Here is a 21106-nt window from a genome sequence, read left to right on the forward strand (position 1 = left end):
GTGCAGGGCTTGTTCATCGTCATCATCGCGATCGCCTATGTGACGCTGCTGTTCGCCATCGCCAGCCTGGGCGACCGCCGTTCGGCCATTTCCGAGCCAAGCCGGGCCCGGCCCTTCATCTACGCACTCAGCCTCGCCATCTACTGCACGTCCTGGACGTTTTTCGGCTCGGTCGGCCTCTCCTCCGAACGCGGCCTCGAATTCCTCGGCATCTATACCGGCCCGGTGCTGGTGTTCGTGTTCGGCTTTCCGCTGCTCAACCGCATCGTGCGGCTGGCCAAGACCGAGAAGATCACCTCGATCGCCGACTTCCTCGGCGCACGCTACGGCAAGAGTTTTACTGTCGCTGCAATCGCCACGCTGATCGCCACCATCGGCGCCGTGCCTTATATCGCGCTGCAGTTGAAGGCGATCTCCGGTTCGGTCAGCCTGATGGTCGAGCACTATACGGGATCGCCGCCCTCCTTCGATCCCTTCGTCAGCGACATCTCGCTGGTCGTCGCCATGCTGCTGGCGCTGTTTGCGGTTCTGTTCGGCACACGCCACGCCGACGCCACCGAACACCAGGACGGGCTGGTGCTGGCGGTGGCGGTCGAAACCGTGGTCAAGCTTGCCGCCTTCCTGGCGATCGGCCTGATGGTCACCTTCCTGATCTTCGGCGGCCCGGGCGACATGGTCGACAAGCTCGCCCAGAATGCACAGGTTCGGCAGGCGATGAGCTACAACACCTCGCTCGCCACCTGGCTGGTGCTGACTTGCCTGAGCGGCTTTGCCATCATCATGCTGCCGCGACAGTTCTACGTCACCATCGTCGAGAACCGCGGCGAGGCCGAGTTGCGCACCGCGACATGGGTGTTTCCGCTCTACCTCGTGGCGATCAATCTGTTCGTGCTGCCGATCGCCTTTGCCGGCCTGTCGCTGGTCGGCACCGGAACCAGCAGCGATCTCTATGTGCTGTCGCTGCCTCTGTTCAGCGGCCATGACGTGCTGGCGATGGCGGCTTTTATCGGCGGGCTGTCGGCGGCGACCGCGATGGTGATCGTCGAGAGCGTGGCGCTGTCGATCATGATCTCCAACGACCTCGTCATTCCGCTGTTCGTGCGCCGGTTGCTAAAGACTTCGACCTCAGAGAACGAAGACTGGTCGACGCTCATCCTCAATGTGCGGCGCGGGGCGATCTTCATCCTGCTGTTCATCGCCTTCCTCTACTATCGCGAAAGCACCAACAGCGCGCGCCTGTCGTCGATCGGCCTGATGTCGTTCGCGGCCATCGCCCAGTTCGCACCCGCCCTGATCGGCGGGCTGATCTGGCGCGGTGCGAACGGCCGGGGGGCAGCACTTGGCATGGTCGCCGGCATCCTCATCTGGGGCTACACGCTGCTATTTCCGTCGCTTGTCGCACCCGATACCGGCATCATCGTGCACGGGCTGTTCGGCTTCGAGGCGTTGCGGCCGCAGGCGCTGTTCGGCACCGTCGCCGAACCGCTGAACCATGGCGTGTTGTGGAGCCTGTCGATCAACGCGGTGTTCTTCGTGCTGGGCTCGCTCTCGCGCGCGTCGGTGCCGCTGGAACGCATCCAGGCGTCGATCTTCGTGCCGCGCGAGGCCGGCCCGATGCCCAGCCTGCGCCGCTTCCGCACCGCCATCACCGTCAACGACCTCAAGGATACGATCGGGCGCTATCTTGGCGTCGAGCGCACCGAGCGCTCCTTCCAGTCGTTCGAAAAGACCAACGGAACCTCGCTGCACGGCAACGAGCAGGCGAGCATGGACGTCATCCGCTTTTCCGAGCAACTGCTGGCCAGCGCCGTCGGCTCCTCCTCGGCACGGCTGATCCTGTCGCTGCTGTTTCGGCGCCACGACCGCGAATCCAGGGATGCCTTCCGCTTGCTCGACGACGCCACCGAGGCGCTGCAGCACAACCGCGACCTGCTTCAGATCGCGCTCGACCAGATGGAACAAGGCATCACTGTCTTCGATCGCGACTTCCGCCTGATCTGCTGGAACCGCCAATACCGGGCGCTGTTCGACCTGCCCGATGAGATGGGCCAGGTCGGCGTCTCGCTCGACCGCATCCTGCGCCATCTCTCGGAGCGGGGCGATATCCCTGCCGATCAGCGTGTGGCGATGCTCAACCGGCTGACCAGCTTCGTCAGCCCCTGGCAGATGGAACTGAAGACCAGCGGCCGCATCCTGGAACTGCGTTCCAACCCGATGCCGGACGGCGGCATCGTCGCCACCTATGCCGACATTTCCGGGCGCGTCGAGCAGGATTTGGCGCTGAAACGCGCCAATGAATCGCTGGAGCAGCGCGTCAAGACCCGCACCATCGAGCTGACCCGGGTCAACGAGGAGTTGACCCGCGTCAACGAGGAACTGGCGCAAGCGCAGATGCTGGCCGAGGAGGCCAATCTCGGCAAGACGCGGTTTCTCGCCGCCGCTGGCCACGACATCCTGCAGCCGCTGAACGCCGCCCGGCTCTATTGCTCGTCGCTGATCGAGAAAGCCGGCAAGGGGCCTGCCGGCAAGGCAGCGGTCAACATCGAATCCTCGCTGGAATCGGTCGAGACCATTCTCGGCGCCGTGCTCGACATCTCCCGCCTCGATGCCGGCGCGATGAAGCCGGACGATAGCGCCTTCAACCTTGACGGATTGCTGCGCCAGATCGGCAACGACTTCCGGCCGCTCGCCGCCGAAAAGAAGCTCGAGCTGACGATCATGCCGTCATCGCTGACCGTGATGACGGACCGTAACCTTTTGCGCCGCCTGATCCAGAACCTCGTCTCCAACGCCATCAAATACACGCGCCACGGCCGCGTGCTGGTCGGCGTCAGGCGGCGCGGCGAACTGGCCGAGATCCAGGTGATCGACACCGGCATCGGCATCGCCGGCGACAAGCTGAACACGGTCTTTCGCGAATTCACTCGGCTCGACGAAGGCGCGCGCGAAGCCGAGGGCCTCGGTCTCGGCCTCTCCATCGTCGACCGCATCGCCCGGGTGTTACGCCTGGAGATCCGGATATTTTCCAATTCCGGCAAGGGCACGCGCTTCTCCGTCATCCTGCCCGTGGCCGCCGTGCAGGAGCCGCGACGCGAAATCGAGACCAGGGTACCTGCCCGCGCGACCGCTTCGCTGGCCGGGCTGCACGTGCTGTGCATCGACAATGATGCCCGTATCCTCGAAGGCATGCGGCTCCTGCTCGAAGGCTGGGGCTGCAATGTCGACACCGTGTCCGGCTCAAAGGATCTGAAGAGTACCGTGATGCGCCGCCCGGACATCGTCCTTGCCGACTATCATCTCGACGGTGAAACCGGTCTCGATATCATCGTCAGGCTGCGCGTGATCCATGGCGACAGCCTTCCAGCCGTGCTGGTCACCGCCGACCGCTCCAACGAGGTCCGCACGGCCGCCGGCGGGCTCGAGATTCCGGTGATCAACAAGCCGCTGAAGCCAGCCGTGCTGCGCTCGATGATGGCCAGGGTCAGGCCGCTGGCATCGGCGGCGGAATAACGTCAAAGGGCGGGCGGCCGGAGCCGGCGGTCTCAGCGCCGGTGTCCGAGGCTTTCGAGGTAGGCGCAGAACATGTCGGCCATGCCGTCGGCGTAGCTTTCTATCTCGCCTGGCGTTCGAGGACTTCCCGAAAAGTCCTTACCCACCGCGCTGAGCGTCGTGATGATCAGGTCGCCCGCCAAGGCACGGACGGCTTGCCCAGCCTCGGGCAATGCCTCCCGCAGGAAGGTCTGGACGGTGCGCTCGCCCGAGGCTTTCGCCTCGTGCGCTTCGGGCGCGTCACGGTAAAGGGGTGCGGCGTCGTTGAGCGCCACGCGCAGCGCAGCCTCTTCGCACTCCGAGCGGATGAAGGCGTGGACCAGCGCGCGCAGCCGTTCGAGCGGCGGTCGCTGGTCGTTCTCGAGTATGGTGCGCAGCAGGCCACCCGTCTGCCGCCACTCGTCGCTCTGGAGCCTGAACAGAAGTGCGGCCTTGTTCGGGAAATACTGGTAGAGCGAACCGACACTCACCCCGGCTCTTTCGGCGACGCGTGTGGTGGTGAAACGCTGCGCGCCCTCGCTCGCCAAAACCTGAACAGCAGCCTCCAAAATCGCCGCGACAAGGTCCGTGGCACGGGCCTGTTTGGGCTGTTTTCGTGAGGAAATCGAAGGACTTGGGCGTCCGGTCATGGCTCGGCCCGGCAATGCGAATTGGAAACCTGAAGGATTATTCGTATTTTCAGCACAACACAAGCACGCAGCCATTTCGACCGGAGACTTTCATGACGACGCTGACCGATGCCCCGCTGGCACCCCTGCTCGCCCGCCTGTTCAAGGAAGCCAATGCCGCGACCAGTCCGGCGGTGGCCGCACTCTCGCACGAAGAGCGGGCGCGCCTGCTCAACAGCAAGACCGAATATGTCGATTTCTACGGACGGCTGAAGGATCTCTGGCTCGCGATCTCGCCGGAGACCGGCACGCTGCTCTATATGCTGGCACGGGGCAGCGGCGCCCGCGTCATCATCGAGTTCGGAACGTCGTTCGGCATCTCGACGCTCTATCTTGCCGCGGCGCTGAGGGACAATGGCGGCGGCCGTCTGATCACCACCGAGTTCGAGCCGTCCAAGGTCACGCGGGCCAAGGCCAATCTGACTGAGGGCGGCCTCATCGACCTGGTGGAGGTCCGCGAGGGAGACGCGCTGCAGACGCTGAGGGCCGACCTGCCGGATACGATCGACCTGCTGCTTCTCGACGGCGCCAAGGCGATCTACCCGGAGATCCTGAGCCTGGTCGAGAGCCGCCTGAGGCCGGGCGCATTGGTCATCGCCGACAACGCCGATTTCTCGCCCGAATATCTGGAACGCGTGCGCTCCCCGGCATCGGGCTACATGTCCACGCCGTTCGGCGAGGACGTCGAGCTGTCCGTGCGGCTCGGCTGAACGGCCCGATCGCCGCATAGGATCAACCACGCGGCTCAAACCTCCATGTCGCTCTAGGCGACCGTAGGCGTTTACGTCAACCAACGCGCAATCTCCCCTGGGCCTTCGACGACAGTCGGGCCTCCATGCGCAGGTGACGTCATGATCAACACGCTTATTTCCTCCTGGCGCGCCACTCCGCGCCCAGCACTGCTCGGCCTTCTGCTCTTCTTCTGTGCGGGTTTCGCCGATGGCGCGCTCGTGCCTTTCTTTCCGCTCTGGGCGAACAGCGAGGCTGGCATTCCGATCGGTGCGATCGGCCTTCTGTTCGGCTGCTACGCCGGCGGCGAGCTTCTGGCGGCGCCGCTGATCGGCGGTATCGCCGATAGGGTCGGCCGACGGCCGGTGCTGATCGCATCGTCGCTCGGCGTCGGAGCCGGCTTCCTGGCCCTGTTCTTTGTGCATGGCGTCGCTGCTACCGCGATCGTGTTGCTGCTGACCGGCATGTGCGAGTCGGTGCTCCACCCGACGATCCTGACTGTGATCGCCGATGTCACGTCGCCATCCGCGCATCCCCGCTGGTTCAGCCTGGCGCGTGTAAGTTCGAGCGCGGGGCAGATCCTCGGGCCGGCTTGCGGCGCGCTGTTTGCGCTCCTGTCGCTGCGCACCGTGTTTCTCGCCGCCGGCGGAATGCTTCTGCTGGGCGGCATCGTGATGCTGCTCGCCCTGAGAGAGACGATCGACCTTGGACGCGCCGCCGACCAGGGCGAAGACGATGAAGAGGAGGAGGAAGGTCTCTCGGCGTTGCTGCCGGCGTTTCGCGACGGCCAGTTGGCCAAGCTCCTGCTCTGGGTCGTCCTGTTCGAAGTCGCCGGCAACTGGATCGAGGCCGTGATCCCGCTCTATGCGCATGATGCCGGAACGCTGACGCCATCAGGCGTCGGCGCGCTCTCCGCCTACGCGGCTGCGTTGACGGTGGGCCTGCAGATGCTGGTCAGCCGTATGGTGCAGGCACGGTCCGCTCTGTGGCTGACGGTTGGTGCCGGTCTCGCAACGATACTCGCCTTTGCGCTGCTGTCCGCCTCGCCTGCACTGTTGACGCTGATCGGAGCAGTCAGCCTGAGTTCGATCGCCCAGATGCTGGTCGGGCCACTGGTGCCGACCGCCGTCAATGCACTTGCGCCTCCGGCGCGACGGGCCTCCTACATGGCGGCTTCGTCGGTGGCGGTCGACCTCAAGGACTCGCTCGGCCCTTCAATCGGCACCGCGCTTTACGCACTGGCACCGCGCCTGCCCTGGATCGTCGGCATTCCGCTGGTGGCGATCGCGTCGCTCGGCCTTGGCGCCGCCATCGGCCAAGCACGGCGCCGCTCCGCCTCGCCTGCCGAAGGTGCGCTGTCCGAGGAGGGGACGACGGTTTGGTCGTCATACGACCCCGAAAGGTCCAAAATGTCGGCGGGCACTCACCCCTCTTTGTTTTGACGCGATTCCGGACGGAAAACCGTTTCACACTTTTCCTGGAATTGCTTTAGGTCAGGCTGTCGACCATCTGGGAACTGCGGAACCGAGGCCGCCCGGCATTGCCCGCCACGGGCGGGCGATGCTCGCGAAAGGCCATTGCAAGCGTCCTCAGCGCCTCGCGGGACTTGGCGTCCGTGAGCGTCGAAAGCAGCACGATCTCGGAGGGCGGCAGCGCCGGCAACCCGAACTTCCGGCTGACCTCGATGGTGCCGGAAGGGGCAAGCCGGCAGGAAAATACCGAGGCGGCGAGGCCGGCCGAGACGGCTTCGGCAACGGCGAAGGAGCCGCAGCCAAGGAACACTTCCGTCCACGGTATTCCGACAGCGTCGAGCGCCCGGGTCGTGATGTTGCGAATACCGCAGGATGGCGAGGATGCCGCCAAGCGCAGCGGCTCGTCGGCCCGGTGGACGAAGTCCGGGGCGGCATACCAGCCGAAATGTTCGGGCGCCAGCACTTCACCATCGCGCCGGTCGTCCTCCCGGCGGATGATCGCCGCATCGATCTCGCCGCGATCGAAGGCGTCCAGCAGGTCGCGCGAATCATCGAGCCTCACTTCGATGGTGAGCGCCGGATCATGCGCATTGAGCCGCGCCAGCAATGTCGGGACTTCCGCGCCTCCGACATGGGTGGCGATGCCCAGCGTGAAGCGGCGGCGAACCGAAGACAGGCTGGCAATGGCGCGATCGTGCGCGGCGAGGAAGTCGCGCGCGGGCTGGAGAAACACCGCGCCCTGCGCCGACAAGCGCACCAGCCGAGGCGTCCGCTCAATCAATTTCTGGCCGACGCGCTCTTCCAGCCGCTTCAGCTTCACGCTGATCGCCCCTTGCGTGCTGCCAAAGGCCTCGGCCGCGCGCGTGAAGCTTTGAAGATCGGCGATGGCGACGAATGTTTTCACAGCATCTACGTCCAGCGTCATGTCAGCTATCCGCGCTTGTTGTCTCTGAAATAGCCAACCATGCAATTCTAAAATGATCAAGCCTCGCCTACGTTGAGCCATACGCGTGCCGGGCGAGCGGCGTTGGATTCGTCGACTGTCGTCCAAACCATTCGAAAGGTTGAACCATGCCCACTGCCCTGAACCGCCGAGGCATCATCGTTCTGTTTGCCGCCTGCCTGGCGTGCCTGATGTTCGGATTGGAGATTTCCAGCGTTCCCACGGTCCTGCCGACATTGGAGCAGGAACTGCATGCCGACTTCAAGCAACTACAATGGGTGATGAACGCCTATACGATCGCGGTCACGACGGTGCTGATGGCGGTCGGCACGATAGCCGATCGGTACGGCCGCAGGCGTGTCTTTCTGGTCTCCATCGCCGCCTTCGGCCTGACATCCCTGATCTGCGGCGTGGCTGAAAGCATCTCCACGCTGATCGTCGCCCGGTTTCTGCAGGGCCTGAGCGGCGGTGCGATGCTGATCTGCCAGCTTGCCGTGCTGTCACATGAATTCAGGGAAGGACGCGAACGCGCCGTCGCATGGGGCTGGTGGGGCGTCATCTTCGGCATCGGCCTCGGCTTCGGCCCCATCATCGGCGGCGGCATCGTTGCGGTCTCGAACTGGCAATGGGTGTTTCTCGTCCATGTGCCGGTTGCGGCCCTCGCATTCGTGCTCGCTTTGACGGGCGTCCACGAATCGAAGGACCCGCGGGCGGGCAAGCTCGACATAGCGGGCATCCTGACGCTGTCGCCGTCGGTCTTCTGTCTCGTCTTCTACATCATCCAGGGGCCGGATCTGGGTTTCTCCAGCCCAACCGCGCTGGCGATCCTCGGTATCTCGATAGTGAGCTTCATCGCCTTCCTCATTGCCGAGAAGGTCAGCCAGCGGCCGATGTTCGACTTCTCGGTCTTCCGGATCCGACCCTTTTCCGGCGCCATCGTCGGCTCGGCGGCAATGAACCTCAGCTATTGGCCTTTCATGATCTACCTGCCGATCTGGTTCCACGCCGGGCTCGGCTATGACAGCGTCTCCACCGGCCTTGCCCTGCTTGCCTACACGCTGCCGACCCTTGTGCTGCCGCCTTTGGCAGAGCGACTTTCGCTGCGTTACAAGCCCGGCATCATCATTCCGGCAGGCCTCGTCATCATCGGCGTCGGGTTCATCCTGATGAAGTTCGGCAGCGACGCCGCGCAACCGGATTGGCTGACTATGTTGCCCGGCTGCCTGATCGCCGGGACAGGTCTGGGAATAACCAATACACCTGTCACCAACACGACGACGGGTTCCGTTTCGAGCGACCGCGCCGGCATGGCTTCCGGCATCGACATGAGCGCTCGCATGGTTTCATTGGCGCTGAACATCGCCGTGATGGGCTTCATCCTGGCGAGCGGTGTGCTGGCGCATCTGGGGCAAGCGCTGCCCAACCTCGACGCCGCCCAATTGCGCCTTCTCGCCGAAGCGATCGCTGCCGGAAATCCCATCTCCGGGCTCGCCGCGTCCATAGCCCAGGATGCGCTGCGCAGCGGCTTTGGCTGGGTCATTCTTTATGGCGCGATCGGCGTCTGGATCATGGCCGCCATCAGTTTCGCGAGCTTCAACGCCAGGCCGATGCGGAGGCCGGAAGTTCAGTGCTCTGATTGAACGATGTTCCGATTGACAGGGACGCCCTGGCGATCAATCCGCCGGCTGCAGCGGATCGCTGCCGATCTTGGACAAGAGGATCACCGCCTGGGTGCGGCTGTCGACGCCGAGCTTCTGCAGGATGGCCGAGACATGCGCTTTGATGGTGGCCTCGGAGACGCCGAGTTCATAGGCGATCTGCTTGTTGAGCAGCCCCTCGGCCAGCATGCCGAGCACGCGGGTCTGTTGCGGCGTCAGCGCCTGCAGGCGCTTGATCAGGTCGGATATTTCGGGATCGCGCTCGACGCCGAGATCGACGCCGACGGGTGCTGCAATATCGCCGGCAAGCACTGACTGCACGGCGCTGCGGATCTCTTCCATGCTGGCCGATTTGGAGATGAAGCCGGAAGCGCCGAGATCGAGCGCCCGCCTAATGGTCGCCGGATCGTCATGCGCCGACACCACCACCAGGGGCACCGCCGGATGGATGCCACGCAGCGAGATCAGGCCGGAGAGGCCGCTGGCGCCCGGCATCGACAGGTCGAGCAGCACTAGGTCGACATCCTCGTTGGCCACGACCAGTGCCTTGGCGCTCTCGAAATCGCCGGCCTCGTGGATAGCAGCGACATTGCCGATGCCGGCGAGCGCTTCGCGCAGCGCGCCACGAAACAGCGGGTGATCGTCGGCGATGACGAAAGAATAGCCTGCCGGCAAATGTCCCTCCCCGAATCCCCCGATGATTTTTAGTTTTTTCCGGGATTAGTTGAACGATTATGAGGGGCTGCGCGCTGTTTTCAAGCGGCAAAGCCAGCGCGCCGCGTTTCCCCTGCTGAAATCAAAATGCTACAGCGACGCTCAGGTCTTCTGCGAATTGAGCTGGGCGCCGTTGTCCTTGTCCATATCCTTGACGATGCCCATGAAGCCGCGCAGGAAGCGCTCCATGTAGCTCATCGTCTTGTTGAAATCCTCTTCGCTCGGCAGTTTCGATTCGAGGCGGGCGGAGAGCGAATTCTCGAGCTTGGTGACGCGCTCGTCCATTGCCTTCATCGAGGTCTGCAAGCGGTCGACCTCGTCCTGGAAAGCGGCACGTTCGTCGGCTGCCATCTTGCAGACGAGCTGGCCGGAGCGCTCCTCGCAAATCGACATGGCGCCGGTCTGCGTATCCATACGGACGTAGCCGTTATCAGACTTTTCCAGCCGGTAGCGGTCGGTTTCTTCCGAATAAGCTGAAGCCGCGACCAGCGAAACGAGCGCGGCGGGGATCAAGATGTGCTGCAGACGCATGTTGTCCTCCATGGCCAAGGCCTGAAATATCGCATGTTTGCGCCGGAAATGGGGAAGACCCTTGGCGTGGCCTTTCCCGCGTGGCTGGTTCGGACTATAGCGCAACCATGTCTCAGATTATCTACAAGATAACCCCGCAAGCGCCTTGGCGCGAGGCCGAAACACATGGCCGCTTCACCGGCGCGCCGATCGATGTCGCCGACGGCTTCATCCATTTCTCCACGGCGGCGCAGGTCAAGGAAACGGCGGCAAGGCACTTTGCCGGCCAGACCGACCTTCTGCTGGTCGCCATCGAAGGCGCCAACCTGGGCGCAGCGCTGAAATATGAGGCTTCGCGCGGCGGCGCGCTGTTTCCACATCTCTATGGCGTGCTGGACCTGAAGGCCGTGCTGTGGGTGCGACCGCTGCCGCTTGGCGCAGACGGCGTGCACCAGTTCCCGGCACTGGAGGCCGAATGAGCATGCTCGACCGGCTCGGCCAGAAGCTGCTGTTCACTTTCGATCCGGAAACCGCGCATGGCCTGTCGATCGCGGCGCTGCGATGCGGTCTGCCGGTTGGGGCATCGGCGACGCGTGATGCCCGGCTGAAGGTGACGGTCTGTGGCCTCGAGTTTCCGAATCCGCTCGGCATGGCTGCGGGCTACGACAAGAACGCCGAAGTAGCCGACGCGCTTCTTGGCCTGGGCTTCGGCTTTGCCGAGGTCGGCACGATCACGCCGCTGCCGCAGGCCGGCAATCCGAAGCCGCGCATCTTCCGGCTGACGGCGGACGAAGCGGTGATCAACCGGCTGGGCTTCAACAATGAAGGCCATGCAGCGGCAGAAAAACGCCTTGCCGCACGCAAGGGGCGTGGCGGCATCGTCGGCGTCAACATCGGCGCCAACAAGGACAGCACCGACCGCGTCAGTGACTATGAGCGCGGTGTTGCCCGTTTCGCGCGATACGCCAGCTATCTCACCGTCAACATCTCCTCGCCCAACACGCCGGGCCTGCGCAACATGCAGGCGCGCGAGCAGCTTGGTGAGCTCTTGTCGCGGGTCATGGCAGCGCGCGCCGCGGCAACAGCCCAGCCGCCGATCTTCCTGAAGATCGCGCCGGACCTCCTTGAGGCCGAGCTGGAGGACATCGCCGCCGAGGTCACCGAGAGACGGATCGACGGTGTCATCGTCTCCAACACCACCATCTCCCGACCGCCGCTGCGCAGCGGCGATGCGGCGCGCGAAACCGGCGGGCTCTCGGGAAAACCCTTGTTCGAACGCTCGACCATCGTGCTGGCGAAGATGCGCAAGCTGCTTGGCCCGGACCGCGCCATCATCGGCGTCGGCGGCGTCGATTCCGCCGAGACCGCGCTGGAAAAGATCCGCGCGGGTGCTGATCTGGTGCAGCTCTACACCGGCATGATCTATGCAGGGCCTTCGCTGCCAGCCCGCGTTCTTTCCGGAATGGTCCGTTTCGTCGAAAAAGAACGGCTGAAGTCGATTTGCGAGTTGCGCGACAGCCGCCTCGACTTCTGGGCGTCCAAGCAACTCTGAACTGCTCTCAGGAGCGTAGATTGCGACTGACGGCCCGCTCGCAGATGATGCCGCCTATGGCAGGCAACACCCCGAAGAGAAGCACCTGTGCGGTTCCTCCGATGCCAGAAACCGCGGAGAGAATGAACGCAGCGAGCAATCCCAGCGACGCGCCCAAGACATATGGCAGGTAGCTTCGCATAAGCTCCCCCTGGAACAATTGGTGCATCAAGTCTGTTGGAAGTCGACTGGAAGTGCAAGTTCATCCGACGGCGCGGCAGGGCAACGAATTCGGGTTAACGGGTTCCTTCGGAGCCTTCGCCGGCGCGTAGGCTGACGGAGCATCAAACGAAAAACCCGCCTGTGCGGCGGGTCACTGGCGCAAATCAGCACCATGGACGAATATGTACCATAGCTGAGGGCACGGAGTCAAGAAAAAATTCCTATCATGAAGAGCTACCGGCACAAAAGCTGCCGACACCGCCGAACTGGCTGCCGCCAGGCTGTTGCTAACCTGGGGTTCGGAGATCTGGACGGCGCAGGGCCTTCCGGGGTCACTGTCTAAAACGCCGTTCGCACCCTGAGCCGCAGGATCGTCAGCAGGCTGAAGCCGCGTGCGAGCAGGAAAACGTGCAACGCCGCCCAAAGTCCATTGTTGCCGAAGGCGGGCGCAAGGGTCAGCAGCGCGGCCGCGAAAACGAGAAACGACAGCAGCATCATGTTGCGCATGTCGCGCGACCAGGTCGCGCCGATGAAGACACCATCCATCTGGAACGCCAGCACACCGCTCAGCGCGGTGAATGCCGCCCACGGCAGGTAGATGTCGGCCACCGAACGGACCTCCTGCGACGTCGTCACGAGCGCGACCAGACCGGCGCCGCCAAAAAGCAGCACCAGCGTCGCGGCACCCGCCAGCCCGAAGCCCCAGATCAGCGTCAGCCGCACGGCCTGCCGGAATGGCGCGGCGGCACGCGCGCCGACGGCACGGCCGGCCAGCTGTTCGGCGGCGGTGGCAAAGCCATCGAGGAAATAGCCGGCGACGAGAAAGAAATTCATCAGCACGGCGTTGGCGGCCAGCGTCACCGTGCCGAACTGCGCGCCCTGGCGGGTGAACAGCGCGAAGGCGGCGAGCAACGAGAACGAGCGGATCATGATGTCGCGGTTGAGCGACAGCATGCGCAGGAAAGCGGCCATGTCGAGCAGGCGATGGCGCGGCAAGGATGGAGCCGCCCTGAACCGGCGGATCACGATCGCCAGGCCGAGCAGCATGGCAAGCAATTCGCCGGTGACGGTCGCCCAGGCGACGCCCCAGCCGAGCTCCAGGCAGAGCAGGAAGCAGAGCGCGATGTTGATGCCGTTCAGCACCAGTTGCAACATCAGCCCGAGCCCACCCTCGCCGCGTCCCAGCACATAGCCAAGGATGGCATAGTTGATCAGCGAGAAGGGTGCCGCAAGCAGCCTGATGCGGATGTAGACGCCCATCGCTTCGCTGACGCGCGGTTCGGCGCCCATGAATTTCTGCCCGGCAATGGCGACCAGCGGCGCAAGTGCCGCGAGGACGATGCCGGCGACAACCGCAATCAGCACGGCGCGCCAGAACACCACCTGTTCCTCCAGGGCATCGCCGCGCCCGAACGCCTGGGCGACGAGGCCGGTGGTGCCCGAGCGCAGGAAATTGAAAGTGGTGAAGACGACGTCGAAGATGAGCGCGCCGGCCGCCAGGCCGCCGAGCAAGGCGGCGTCGCCGAACTGTCCGACGACAGCCGTGTCGACCAGGCCGAGCATCGGCGTCGTCAGATAGGCAAGCGTCATCGGCACCGCGATGGCCAGCACGGAACGGTTGGTGACGACAAAGTATCTGGCGTCGGCTGGGGTTACACCCTTGTCCAAGGATTGCTGCCTTGCTGATTGCGGCTTGATCGAACTGCCGATGTGCCCCATTTTCCCGCCACCGCGCAATCACTCTTCCCGTAACGGCCAACCGAATTCCCCGGTCTGGCGCGAGCCCGCCGGATCCGGTTCATGCCTCTGCAGATCGTCCATCACCCCGACTACGACGCCGGCTTCGCGGTCAACCATCGCTTTCCGATGAGCAAATACCCGCTGCTGATGGAGGCACTGCGCGCACGCGGGCTGGCCGGGCCCGACGCACTCAACACCGCCGAACCGGCGCCGGCATCATGGCTGAAGCTTGCCCATGCGGCCGATTATGTCGACCAGGTCATCAGCTGCTCGGTGCCCGAAAAGATCGAACGCGAGATTGGTTTTCCGATCGGGCCCCGTGTCTCGCTGCGCGCGCAGCTTGCCACCGGCGGCACGGTGCTGGCGGCGCGGCTCGCCCTGCGCCACGGCATCGCCTGCAACAGCGCCGGCGGTAGCCATCATGCGCGGCGCGCGCAAGGTGCGGGCTTCTGCACCTTCAACGATGTCGCCGTCGCCGCGTTGGTCCTGCTCGCCGAAGGCGCTGCCCGAAACATCCTGGTGATCGACCTGGATGTGCATCAAGGCGATGGCACCGCGGATATTCTCGCTGATGATCCACGCGTCTTCACCTTTTCCATGCATGGCGACCGCAACTACCCCGTGCGCAAGATCGCCTCCAACCTCGATGTCGCGCTGCCGGATGGCACGGGTGACGCGGCTTACATGCAGAGGCTCGCCGCCATCCTGCCGGAACTGTCCGCCCAAATGCATTGGGACATCGTCTTCTACAATGCCGGCATCGATGTCCATGCCGAGGACCGGCTTGGCCGGCTGTCGCTATCGGATGACGGCCTGCGCGCCCGCGACGACATGGTCATCCGCCACTTTCGCACGCAGAGCATTCCGGTCTGCGGCGTCATCGGTGGCGGTTATTCAGCCGATGTGGCAACGCTCGCAGCGCGCCACGCCATCCTGTTCGAGGTGGCGTCGGACTACGCCCGGTAGCTACTTCCGGTAGTTGGCGAGCCTCAGCAGGATGAAGGCCGGCACAACGATGGCCGCACCGAGCAGGATATAGCCAAGGAAACGGTCTATGGCGTGGAAGCCCAGATTCCACAGATCGATGAAGAACTTCTGGATGCCGTAGAACACATCCATCGGCGACCAGCCGAAGGCATTCATGACCAGGCCGACGAGGAACGACACCACAAGCAGTTTCAGGATCACCTTGAACGGCGAGTCGCCGAGAAAGCGCGTCAGTGCGGACAAGGCCCGTCTCCAGATTGAGGTACCCAGACTCGAGGGCGTCGGCCCAGACATACGCACTTGGCTTGCCGGCTTCAAGCCGACAATTATACGGGATGCCGAACACCTCGAGCGAGGCATTGCATGGCCGCGAGCAGTGCCAAGGGCGCATGGCAGACCGCCGACCGACGACCGCGGCCGATCCCGCTGGCTTATCTGTTTTCTAACCAATTGCCGCTATTCCCAATCGAATAGCGGGAGCAAGGCTTTTGGTGGAGATGGAGAAAAACACCGCGCGACGCGCAGTCATGCTGTCGGTGGTCGTCCCATGCTACAATGAGGTGGCCGGGCTGGGGGAACTGCATCGGCGGGTAACGGCCGCATGCCTGGAACAAGGCTCTTCCTACGAGATCGTCCTTGTCATCGATGGCGCGACCGACGGTACGCGCGAGGCCATTTTGCAGCTGGCAGAAAAGGACGACCATGTCGTCGCCATCGACCTTGCCCGCAATTACGGCCACCAGATCGCGTTGAGCGCGGGTCTCGAATTCTGTCGCGGCCAGCGCATTCTCATTCTCGATGCCGACCTGCAGGATCCGCCTGAACTGCTCGGCGCGATGATGACGAAGATGAACGAAGGCTTCGATGTCGTTTACGGCCAGAGGCTGACGCGCGACGGCGAAAGCTGGTTCAAGCTCGCTTCCGCCTCGATGTTCTATCGCCTGCTGCGCCGGATGGTCGACGTCGACATAGCGCCGAACACCGGCGATTTCCGCCTGATGAACCGCCGCGCGCTCGACCATCTGAACGCGATGCCCGAACGCTACAGGTTCATTCGCGGCATGGTGAGCTGGATCGGGCTGAAACAGGTGGCTTTCCCCTATGAAAGACACCGTCGCTTTGTCGGCACCACACATTATCCCCTGAAGAAAATGGTTCTTCTGGCGGTCGACGCGATGACCAGCTTCTCGATCGTGCCCCTGCGGTTCGCCTCGCTGCTCGGAATGATGTTCGGGCTTCTGGGACTGGTCGTGCTCGGCTACACCTTGTTCGAATGGTCGATCGGAAACGTGTTGCCCGGCTGGACCAGCCTTGCCGCGATCGTGCTGATCCTCGGCAGCGTCCAGCTTATGGTGCTTGGCATTTTCGGCGAGTATCTCGGGCGCATGTACATGGAAACAAAGCGGCGACCGCTCTACTTCGTCAACGAGATCGTTTCGCGCAATCAGGCGGCCGAGGACGGGGAACTGCCCGTCCATCGCCTGCAGGAGATGGCAAAGAGGGCGGCACGTGCTTGAGGCGGAGTTCGATCAGTTTGCGCGGGAATACCAGGAGCAGCATGCCGCCAGCATAAGGCTGAGCGGCGAAACGCCGGATTTCTTCGCCAGGTACAAGATCGACGACGTTGCCGCGACGTTGCGGCGGGCTGGTGTGAAACCGCGGCGGATACTCGACTTCGGCGCCGGCGTCGGCAATTCGCTCGGCCATATGCGCAGCGCGTTTCCCGACGCAGAGATCACCCTGCTCGATCCCTCGCGGGAATCGCTCGACATCGCCAGCAAGCGCTTTCCCGGCCAGGCCGCCTTCACGCATTTCGACGGCAAGACAATTCCTTTTGCCGACGGCAGCTTCGACCTCGCCTTCGCGGCTTGCGTCTTCCACCACATTCCCGAGGACCTGCAGATCGGACTGCTCGCGGAGATCGGCCGGGTGCTGACCGATGGCGGCAGCTTCTTTCTTTTCGAACACAATCCGTGGAATCCGCTGACGACGCACGCGGTGAGAAACTGCGCCTTCGACGAAAACGCGGTTTTGATAACCTCCCGCGAGATGCGCAGGCGCATGGCCGAGGCGGGTCTTGCCAACACAAGGATCATCTACCGGATTTTCTTTCCTCGGCTGCTGGCGAGGCTGAGGCCGTTCGAGCGCTTCCTCACCAAGATACCTGTCGGAGCCCAATATTTTGCGCATGTGGTCAAGCCTGCCGTTTGACTTTCCGAGGATGCTGCGATTTGGCGCCGTCGGTCTGTTGAACACGGCGCTGGGATACGAGGTCATTCTGGCCAGCCTTGCGCTGGGTCTCGGCGACATCGTTGCCAATGCCACGGGTTATGCCGCCGGCCTTGTCCTCGGCTTCTTCCTCAACCGCCAATGGACCTTCACCAGGGCCGATGGCTTCCGCCCCGGAACCGCGCTGCGCTATGGGAGCGTCTTTCTGGTCGCCTACAGCATCAATCTGGCCGTCGTGATCGCCGCCCGCTCGGCAGGCATCATCGAAAACCCCCTGGTTCACCTCGCGGGCATCTGCGTCTATTCGGTTGTCTTCTACCTCGGTTCGGCTCGCTTCGTATTTGTGGGTCGCGGAGACGACAGCGCCGACCGGACAGTTCGGGTGGCCGATGGGCCCCGGCGGCAGCCGGCCAGTCGAACATCTTGAACCAAACTGTCATCGGAAACGAGTAGAGGCGGCGCACCATGAACGACGCTCAGGCCTGCGTGGAGGCCGCCACATACAACGAGCGGAACAGGCTGATCTTCTGCCTGCTCGCGGCCTGGGCGATGGCGGCGGCACTGGCTGCCCAAGCCGGTTCCACCCTGCAGGATCCCGACAGCTGGTGGCAAGTGAAGGTCGGGCTGGATTTCCTGGCAAACCGGACATTTCCGACAGTCGACCCCTATTCCCACACCTTTGCCGGCCAGCCGTGGATTATCAAGGAATGGCTGGGGCAGGTCCTGCTGGCCCTTGCCTACCGGGCAGCAGGCTGGAACGGGGTGGTCACGCTGATCATCGCCTCGATTTCGCTGACGGTCTTCCTGATGGGGTGGTTTCTCAGCGCATGGCTGAAGCCGATCCTGGCGATTACGCTGGCCTTCGCCGCGGTTTTCCTGATCAACCCGATCTTCACGGCGCGCCCGCATGTTCTCACTTTCCCGATCATCATCATCTGGACGGCGGTGCTCTTTGGCGCGGCAAGGGAAGAACGGGCGCCGCCGTGGTGGTCGCTTGTACTGGTTGTGTTGTGGGCGAACCTGCACGCCACCTTCACCTTGAGCTTCGTCATCGTGGGTTTCGCCGGTCTTGATCTGCTGGTGCGCACGGGCCTGTCAAAACCAGCCCTCCTGGCGAAATGGATCGCATTCGGTGTGCTTTGCCCGCTGGTCAGCCTGATCCACCCCTATGGCGTCCAGGCCATCCTGGCGACGCTCGCCGTGGCCTATGGCAATGAGGCGGTGTCGCTGATCATGGAATGGAAACCGTTCAGCCAGCCGGATAGCCCCGTCCAGGAGGTTGCGATCCTGCTGGCGCTTTTCGGGCTTCTGGTGTCACGGTTGCGAATTGGCTGGGTCAAGGCCTTGTTCGTCGTCTTCACCTTGCATGTCTATCTCGCCCATGTGCGTTTCATGTATCTGTTCTTCCTGCTGGTTCCCCTGGTGATCGCGGCAGAGGTCGCACAGCAATATCCCTCGCTTTCAACCACCGCATGGCTGGCGGAAAAGCGCGACGGACTGGAAAAATTCCTCGCCAGGCGATTCTACGCGATCTGTGGCGCGGCAGCCGTTTTGACGATCGGCGTGGTCGCCGTGCTCGGCAATGCCTATCAGGTCGCGCCGAGTCCGAAGACGTCGGCCAGCGGGGCGCTGGCATTCGCTGAAAGTCATCACCTGTCCGGCAACGTGCTGAATTCCTACAATTTCGGCGGCACGCTGATTTTCCACGGGATCAAGACCTATATCGACGGGCGGACGGACCAGCTGTTCCTGGGCGGTTTCACAAAAACCGATGACGAGACGGGACACAGCGGCGGCAAGCCGCTCCTCGAAGCCCGGCTGAAGAAATACGAGATAGGCTGGGCACTGCTGTCGACCGGCGACAGCCGCATTCCGTTCTTCGACCAGCTGGGCTGGAAGCGAGCCTATGCGGACGACTACGCCGTGATCTACCTGCCTGACACCTGATCCTGCCGCGTGCCGGCGCGAACCGGCTTCGCCAGCATTCGAACCTTGGCATCAGGCTTGACTCTCATATTGCAGTGCAACAAAATTGCATCACAGAGGACGGGCCTGTGAGATCGATGAGCCAGGATTCTTCGCACGAGCGGGACATCGCCGTATGAACGGCGTGTCGGGTTCCGCCGCACCAGTGCCGCCAGCCACAGCGCGCGAGCCGGCCCGGATGAATTACAGGCGCGATATCGATGGCCTGCGGGCCGTGGCGGTGCTGCCCGTTGTGCTCTTCCACTTCGGCCTGTCCGCCATTCCCGGCGGTTTCACCGGTGTCGACATCTTCTTCGTCATATCGGGTTACCTGATCAGCGGCAGCCTGCTCGACGATCTTGAGCGCGGTCAGTTCTCGATCGGCCGCTTTTATTGGCGGCGCGCGAGGCGCATCCTGCCGGCGCTGACCTTCGTCATCCTGCTCGCCAGCGTTGCTGCCTGGTTCATCCTTCTGCCGTCGGACCTCCATGAATTCAGCCTCAGCATGATCGCGGCCTCGACCTTCTGGTCAAACATCTATTTCTGGAAGACGACGAACTATTTCTCCATCGACGCCGAGCTGCGGCCACTGCTGCACACATGGTCGCTTTCGGTCGAAGAGCAGTATTACATCTTCGCGCCGATCCTCCTGTATCTGATCCACCGATATGTCTCGAAGCGCTGGCTGACGGTACTCCTGCCGATAGCCATCGCCAGCTTTGCCCTGGCGGTCATGGCAACCACGATGGCGCCGACAGCGGGCTTCTATCTCTTGCCGACACGCCTCTGGGAACTGGCGCTGGGCGCCATGCTCATGCTGAGGAGGCCACCGGCTCTCTCCAGCCGGCTGGCGATGGAACTGATCGGCCTCGCCGGCTTTGCCCTGATCGCATTTGGCTTTGTGACGATTTCAGAGAGCGACCCGTTTCCTGGCTACAATGCCCTTTTCCCCTGCATCGGAACGGCCCTGCTCATCTATGCGGGCCAGGATCACGCGGGGGCGGACAGGTCAGCGCCCATGGCCACGCGAGTGCTTCGGCTCGCGCCTCTGGTCTGGGTTGGCCTCATCTCCTATTCGCTCTATCTCGTTCACTGGCCGATCAACTCGTTCGTCCACTATCTGTCCCTGAAGGCCATCGGCGTGCCGACGATCATCGCGATGACGGTGGCCAGCTTCGCGCTGGCGACATTCTCGTGGAAATATGTCGAGCAGCCTTTTCGCCAAAAACGGGCGTTCACCGCCCCGCTGCCCATCTTCGCCTTTTCGGGGGCGGCGATCGCCCTGCTCTGCGTCGGTGGTTTGGCCGGCGTGCTCGGCAGTGGTTTTCCACAACGCTTCCCGGATTTTTCGACAGAACGCATCCGGGTCGGCGACTGGCGCAACGGCGTCTGTTTCAACGAAGGCGCGACCCGGATCGAAGATTGGACCCTTGCCGACTGCACCCGAACACGGGGCTTTTCCACCAATGTGCTGTTATGGGGCGATTCCTTTGCTGCCCACTATGTCTCGGGACTTGAGGCCAACGCCCAGAAAATCCAGGCCAATGTCATCCAGTACACCTACGCCGGCTGCCCGCCCGACCTGACCTATTTCTCCTATGCCCGACCTGCCTGCACCCGCTTCAACGAACGGGCCTTGTCGATTATCCACGACGCCAACATCCAGGCGGTGATCCTGAGCGGCCGATGGACCGACTACGAGGTCCGAGGCTTCGATGGCCTGCGGAAGACGATCGACCGGCTTCGCGACATGGGCGTCAAGGTCTATGTCATCGGCCAGTCTCCGGAATTCGTCGCCGACGTCCAAAAGATCGCTTTCTTCGCAAGACGGGAGCATGTCGGGAATACGTCCTGGCCGATGGCTATGGACCCGGACATCAACAAGCGGGTGCTGCCGTTCGCCACAGGAGCCAGTTTCATAGACCCGCTGAAATATCTGTGCGACGCGGCCGGCTGTTCGTACGCCGATGCCGACATCAGGCAATTTCTCTACTTCGACTATGGTCACTTCTCCTCCACCGGCGCGACGCTGGCCATCTCGAAGTACTGGCCGAGCTTTGCCGCAAGCAACGATGTCGCTAAGGCAAAACAGCAACTCACGGCTGCGGGTACGCGGTGATCCGCGGCACGCCCGCGTCGTGCGAGAACGGACCGCTTTGCGATTGCCGGGCATTCGAAACGATTTTCCC

Annotated in this window: 18 protein-coding genes; 12 read left to right on the forward strand and 6 right to left on the reverse strand. The window is 63.2% G+C overall.

Annotated features, from left to right (window positions below; genetic code table 11):
• Complete coding sequence (locus NKI38_RS22290; RefSeq protein WP_352660727.1) at window positions 1–3510, forward strand: PAS domain-containing hybrid sensor histidine kinase/response regulator; 3510 nt, start codon at window positions 1–3, stop codon at window positions 3508–3510.
• 32 nt (window positions 3511–3542) lie between these two features.
• On the opposite strand, the gene NKI38_RS22295 is transcribed toward NKI38_RS22290, so the two are convergent.
• Window positions 3543–4178: a TetR/AcrR family transcriptional regulator gene (locus NKI38_RS22295; protein WP_352660730.1), complete on the reverse strand. Its 636-nt coding sequence runs from the start codon at window positions 4176–4178 to the stop codon at window positions 3543–3545.
• A 92-nt stretch (window positions 4179–4270) separates the two neighbouring features.
• Between NKI38_RS22295 and NKI38_RS22300 the strand changes: the two genes are divergently transcribed.
• Window positions 4271–4927, forward strand: coding sequence for an O-methyltransferase (locus NKI38_RS22300; protein WP_352660733.1), 657 nt, complete (start codon window positions 4271–4273; stop codon window positions 4925–4927).
• A 141-nt stretch (window positions 4928–5068) separates the two neighbouring features.
• Window positions 5069–6388 carry an MDR family MFS transporter gene (locus NKI38_RS22305; RefSeq protein ID WP_352660736.1) on the forward strand — a complete coding sequence of 440 codons (1320 nt, stop codon included), beginning with the start codon at window positions 5069–5071 and terminating at the stop codon, window positions 6386–6388.
• A gap of 46 nt (window positions 6389–6434) precedes the next feature.
• On the opposite strand, the gene NKI38_RS22310 is transcribed toward NKI38_RS22305, so the two are convergent.
• Window positions 6435–7343: a LysR substrate-binding domain-containing protein gene (locus tag NKI38_RS22310; protein ID WP_352660739.1), complete on the reverse strand. Its 909-nt coding sequence runs from the start codon at window positions 7341–7343 to the stop codon at window positions 6435–6437.
• 146 nt (window positions 7344–7489) lie between these two features.
• Here NKI38_RS22310 and NKI38_RS22315 point away from each other — a divergent pair, with 146 nt between their 5' ends.
• Window positions 7490–9001 (forward strand): MFS transporter, encoded by a 1512-nt coding sequence (locus NKI38_RS22315; RefSeq protein WP_352660742.1) that lies wholly within the window; start codon window positions 7490–7492, stop codon window positions 8999–9001.
• Window positions 9002–9034: 33 nt separating this feature from the next.
• Here the strand turns inward: NKI38_RS22315 and NKI38_RS22320 are convergent, their stop codons facing one another.
• Both NKI38_RS22320 and NKI38_RS22325 read right to left on the reverse strand, forming a co-directional pair.
• On the reverse strand, window positions 9035–9694 hold the full coding sequence (locus NKI38_RS22320) for a response regulator transcription factor (protein ID WP_352660745.1): 660 nt from the start codon (window positions 9692–9694) through the stop codon (window positions 9035–9037).
• Window positions 9695–9835: 141 nt separating this feature from the next.
• The gene (locus NKI38_RS22325) at window positions 9836–10264 is read right to left on the reverse strand and encodes a hypothetical protein (RefSeq protein WP_056588273.1); all 429 of its coding nucleotides are present in this window, start codon (window positions 10262–10264) and stop codon (window positions 9836–9838) included.
• Window positions 10265–10371: 107 nt separating this feature from the next.
• Here NKI38_RS22325 and NKI38_RS22330 point away from each other — a divergent pair, with 107 nt between their 5' ends.
• Window positions 10372–10722, forward strand: coding sequence for a DUF952 domain-containing protein (locus NKI38_RS22330; RefSeq protein WP_352660748.1), 351 nt, complete (start codon window positions 10372–10374; stop codon window positions 10720–10722).
• Window positions 10719–11795 carry a quinone-dependent dihydroorotate dehydrogenase gene (locus tag NKI38_RS22335; RefSeq protein WP_352660751.1) on the forward strand — a complete coding sequence of 359 codons (1077 nt, stop codon included), beginning with the start codon at window positions 10719–10721 and terminating at the stop codon, window positions 11793–11795. The genes NKI38_RS22330 and NKI38_RS22335 overlap by 4 nt, the downstream gene beginning before the upstream one ends.
• Window positions 11796–12335: 540 nt before the next feature.
• On the opposite strand, the gene NKI38_RS22340 is transcribed toward NKI38_RS22335, so the two are convergent.
• Window positions 12336–13664, reverse strand: a complete 1329-nt coding sequence (locus NKI38_RS22340) for an MATE family efflux transporter (protein WP_352660754.1) — start codon at window positions 13662–13664, stop codon at window positions 12336–12338.
• 132 nt (window positions 13665–13796) lie between these two features.
• On the opposite strand from NKI38_RS22340, the gene NKI38_RS22345 reads away from it, so the two are divergent.
• Window positions 13797–14702, forward strand: coding sequence for a histone deacetylase family protein (locus NKI38_RS22345; protein ID WP_352660757.1), 906 nt, complete (start codon window positions 13797–13799; stop codon window positions 14700–14702).
• Here the strand turns inward: NKI38_RS22345 and NKI38_RS22350 are convergent, their stop codons facing one another.
• Window positions 14703–14966 carry a DUF6460 domain-containing protein gene (locus NKI38_RS22350; RefSeq protein ID WP_352660760.1) on the reverse strand — a complete coding sequence of 88 codons (264 nt, stop codon included), beginning with the start codon at window positions 14964–14966 and terminating at the stop codon, window positions 14703–14705. It abuts the gene before it with no gap.
• Window positions 14967–15220: 254 nt separating this feature from the next.
• On the opposite strand from NKI38_RS22350, the gene NKI38_RS22355 reads away from it, so the two are divergent.
• From NKI38_RS22355 to NKI38_RS22375, 5 genes are all read left to right on the forward strand, one after another.
• Entirely contained in the window at window positions 15221–16240 is a 1020-nt protein-coding gene (locus NKI38_RS22355) for a glycosyltransferase family 2 protein (RefSeq protein ID WP_352660833.1), read from the forward strand.
• Window positions 16233–16934 carry a class I SAM-dependent methyltransferase gene (locus tag NKI38_RS22360; protein WP_352660763.1) on the forward strand — a complete coding sequence of 234 codons (702 nt, stop codon included), beginning with the start codon at window positions 16233–16235 and terminating at the stop codon, window positions 16932–16934. Before NKI38_RS22355 ends, NKI38_RS22360 begins: the two co-directional genes overlap by 8 nt.
• A complete protein-coding gene (locus NKI38_RS22365) occupies window positions 16912–17379 on the forward strand; it encodes a GtrA family protein (RefSeq protein ID WP_352660766.1) in 468 nt (155 codons plus the stop codon). The genes NKI38_RS22360 and NKI38_RS22365 overlap by 23 nt, the downstream gene beginning before the upstream one ends.
• Before the next feature lie 38 nt (window positions 17380–17417).
• A complete protein-coding gene (locus tag NKI38_RS22370) occupies window positions 17418–18899 on the forward strand; it encodes a hypothetical protein (protein WP_352660769.1) in 1482 nt (493 codons plus the stop codon).
• Between the two features lie 217 nt (window positions 18900–19116).
• Window positions 19117–21036, forward strand: coding sequence for an acyltransferase family protein (locus tag NKI38_RS22375; protein ID WP_352660835.1), 1920 nt, complete (start codon window positions 19117–19119; stop codon window positions 21034–21036).
• The last annotated feature ends 70 nt before the right edge of the window (window positions 21037–21106 follow it).

The organism is Mesorhizobium sp. M0621, from assembly GCF_040320745.1.
Lineage (GTDB): Bacteria > Pseudomonadota > Alphaproteobacteria > Rhizobiales > Rhizobiaceae > Mesorhizobium.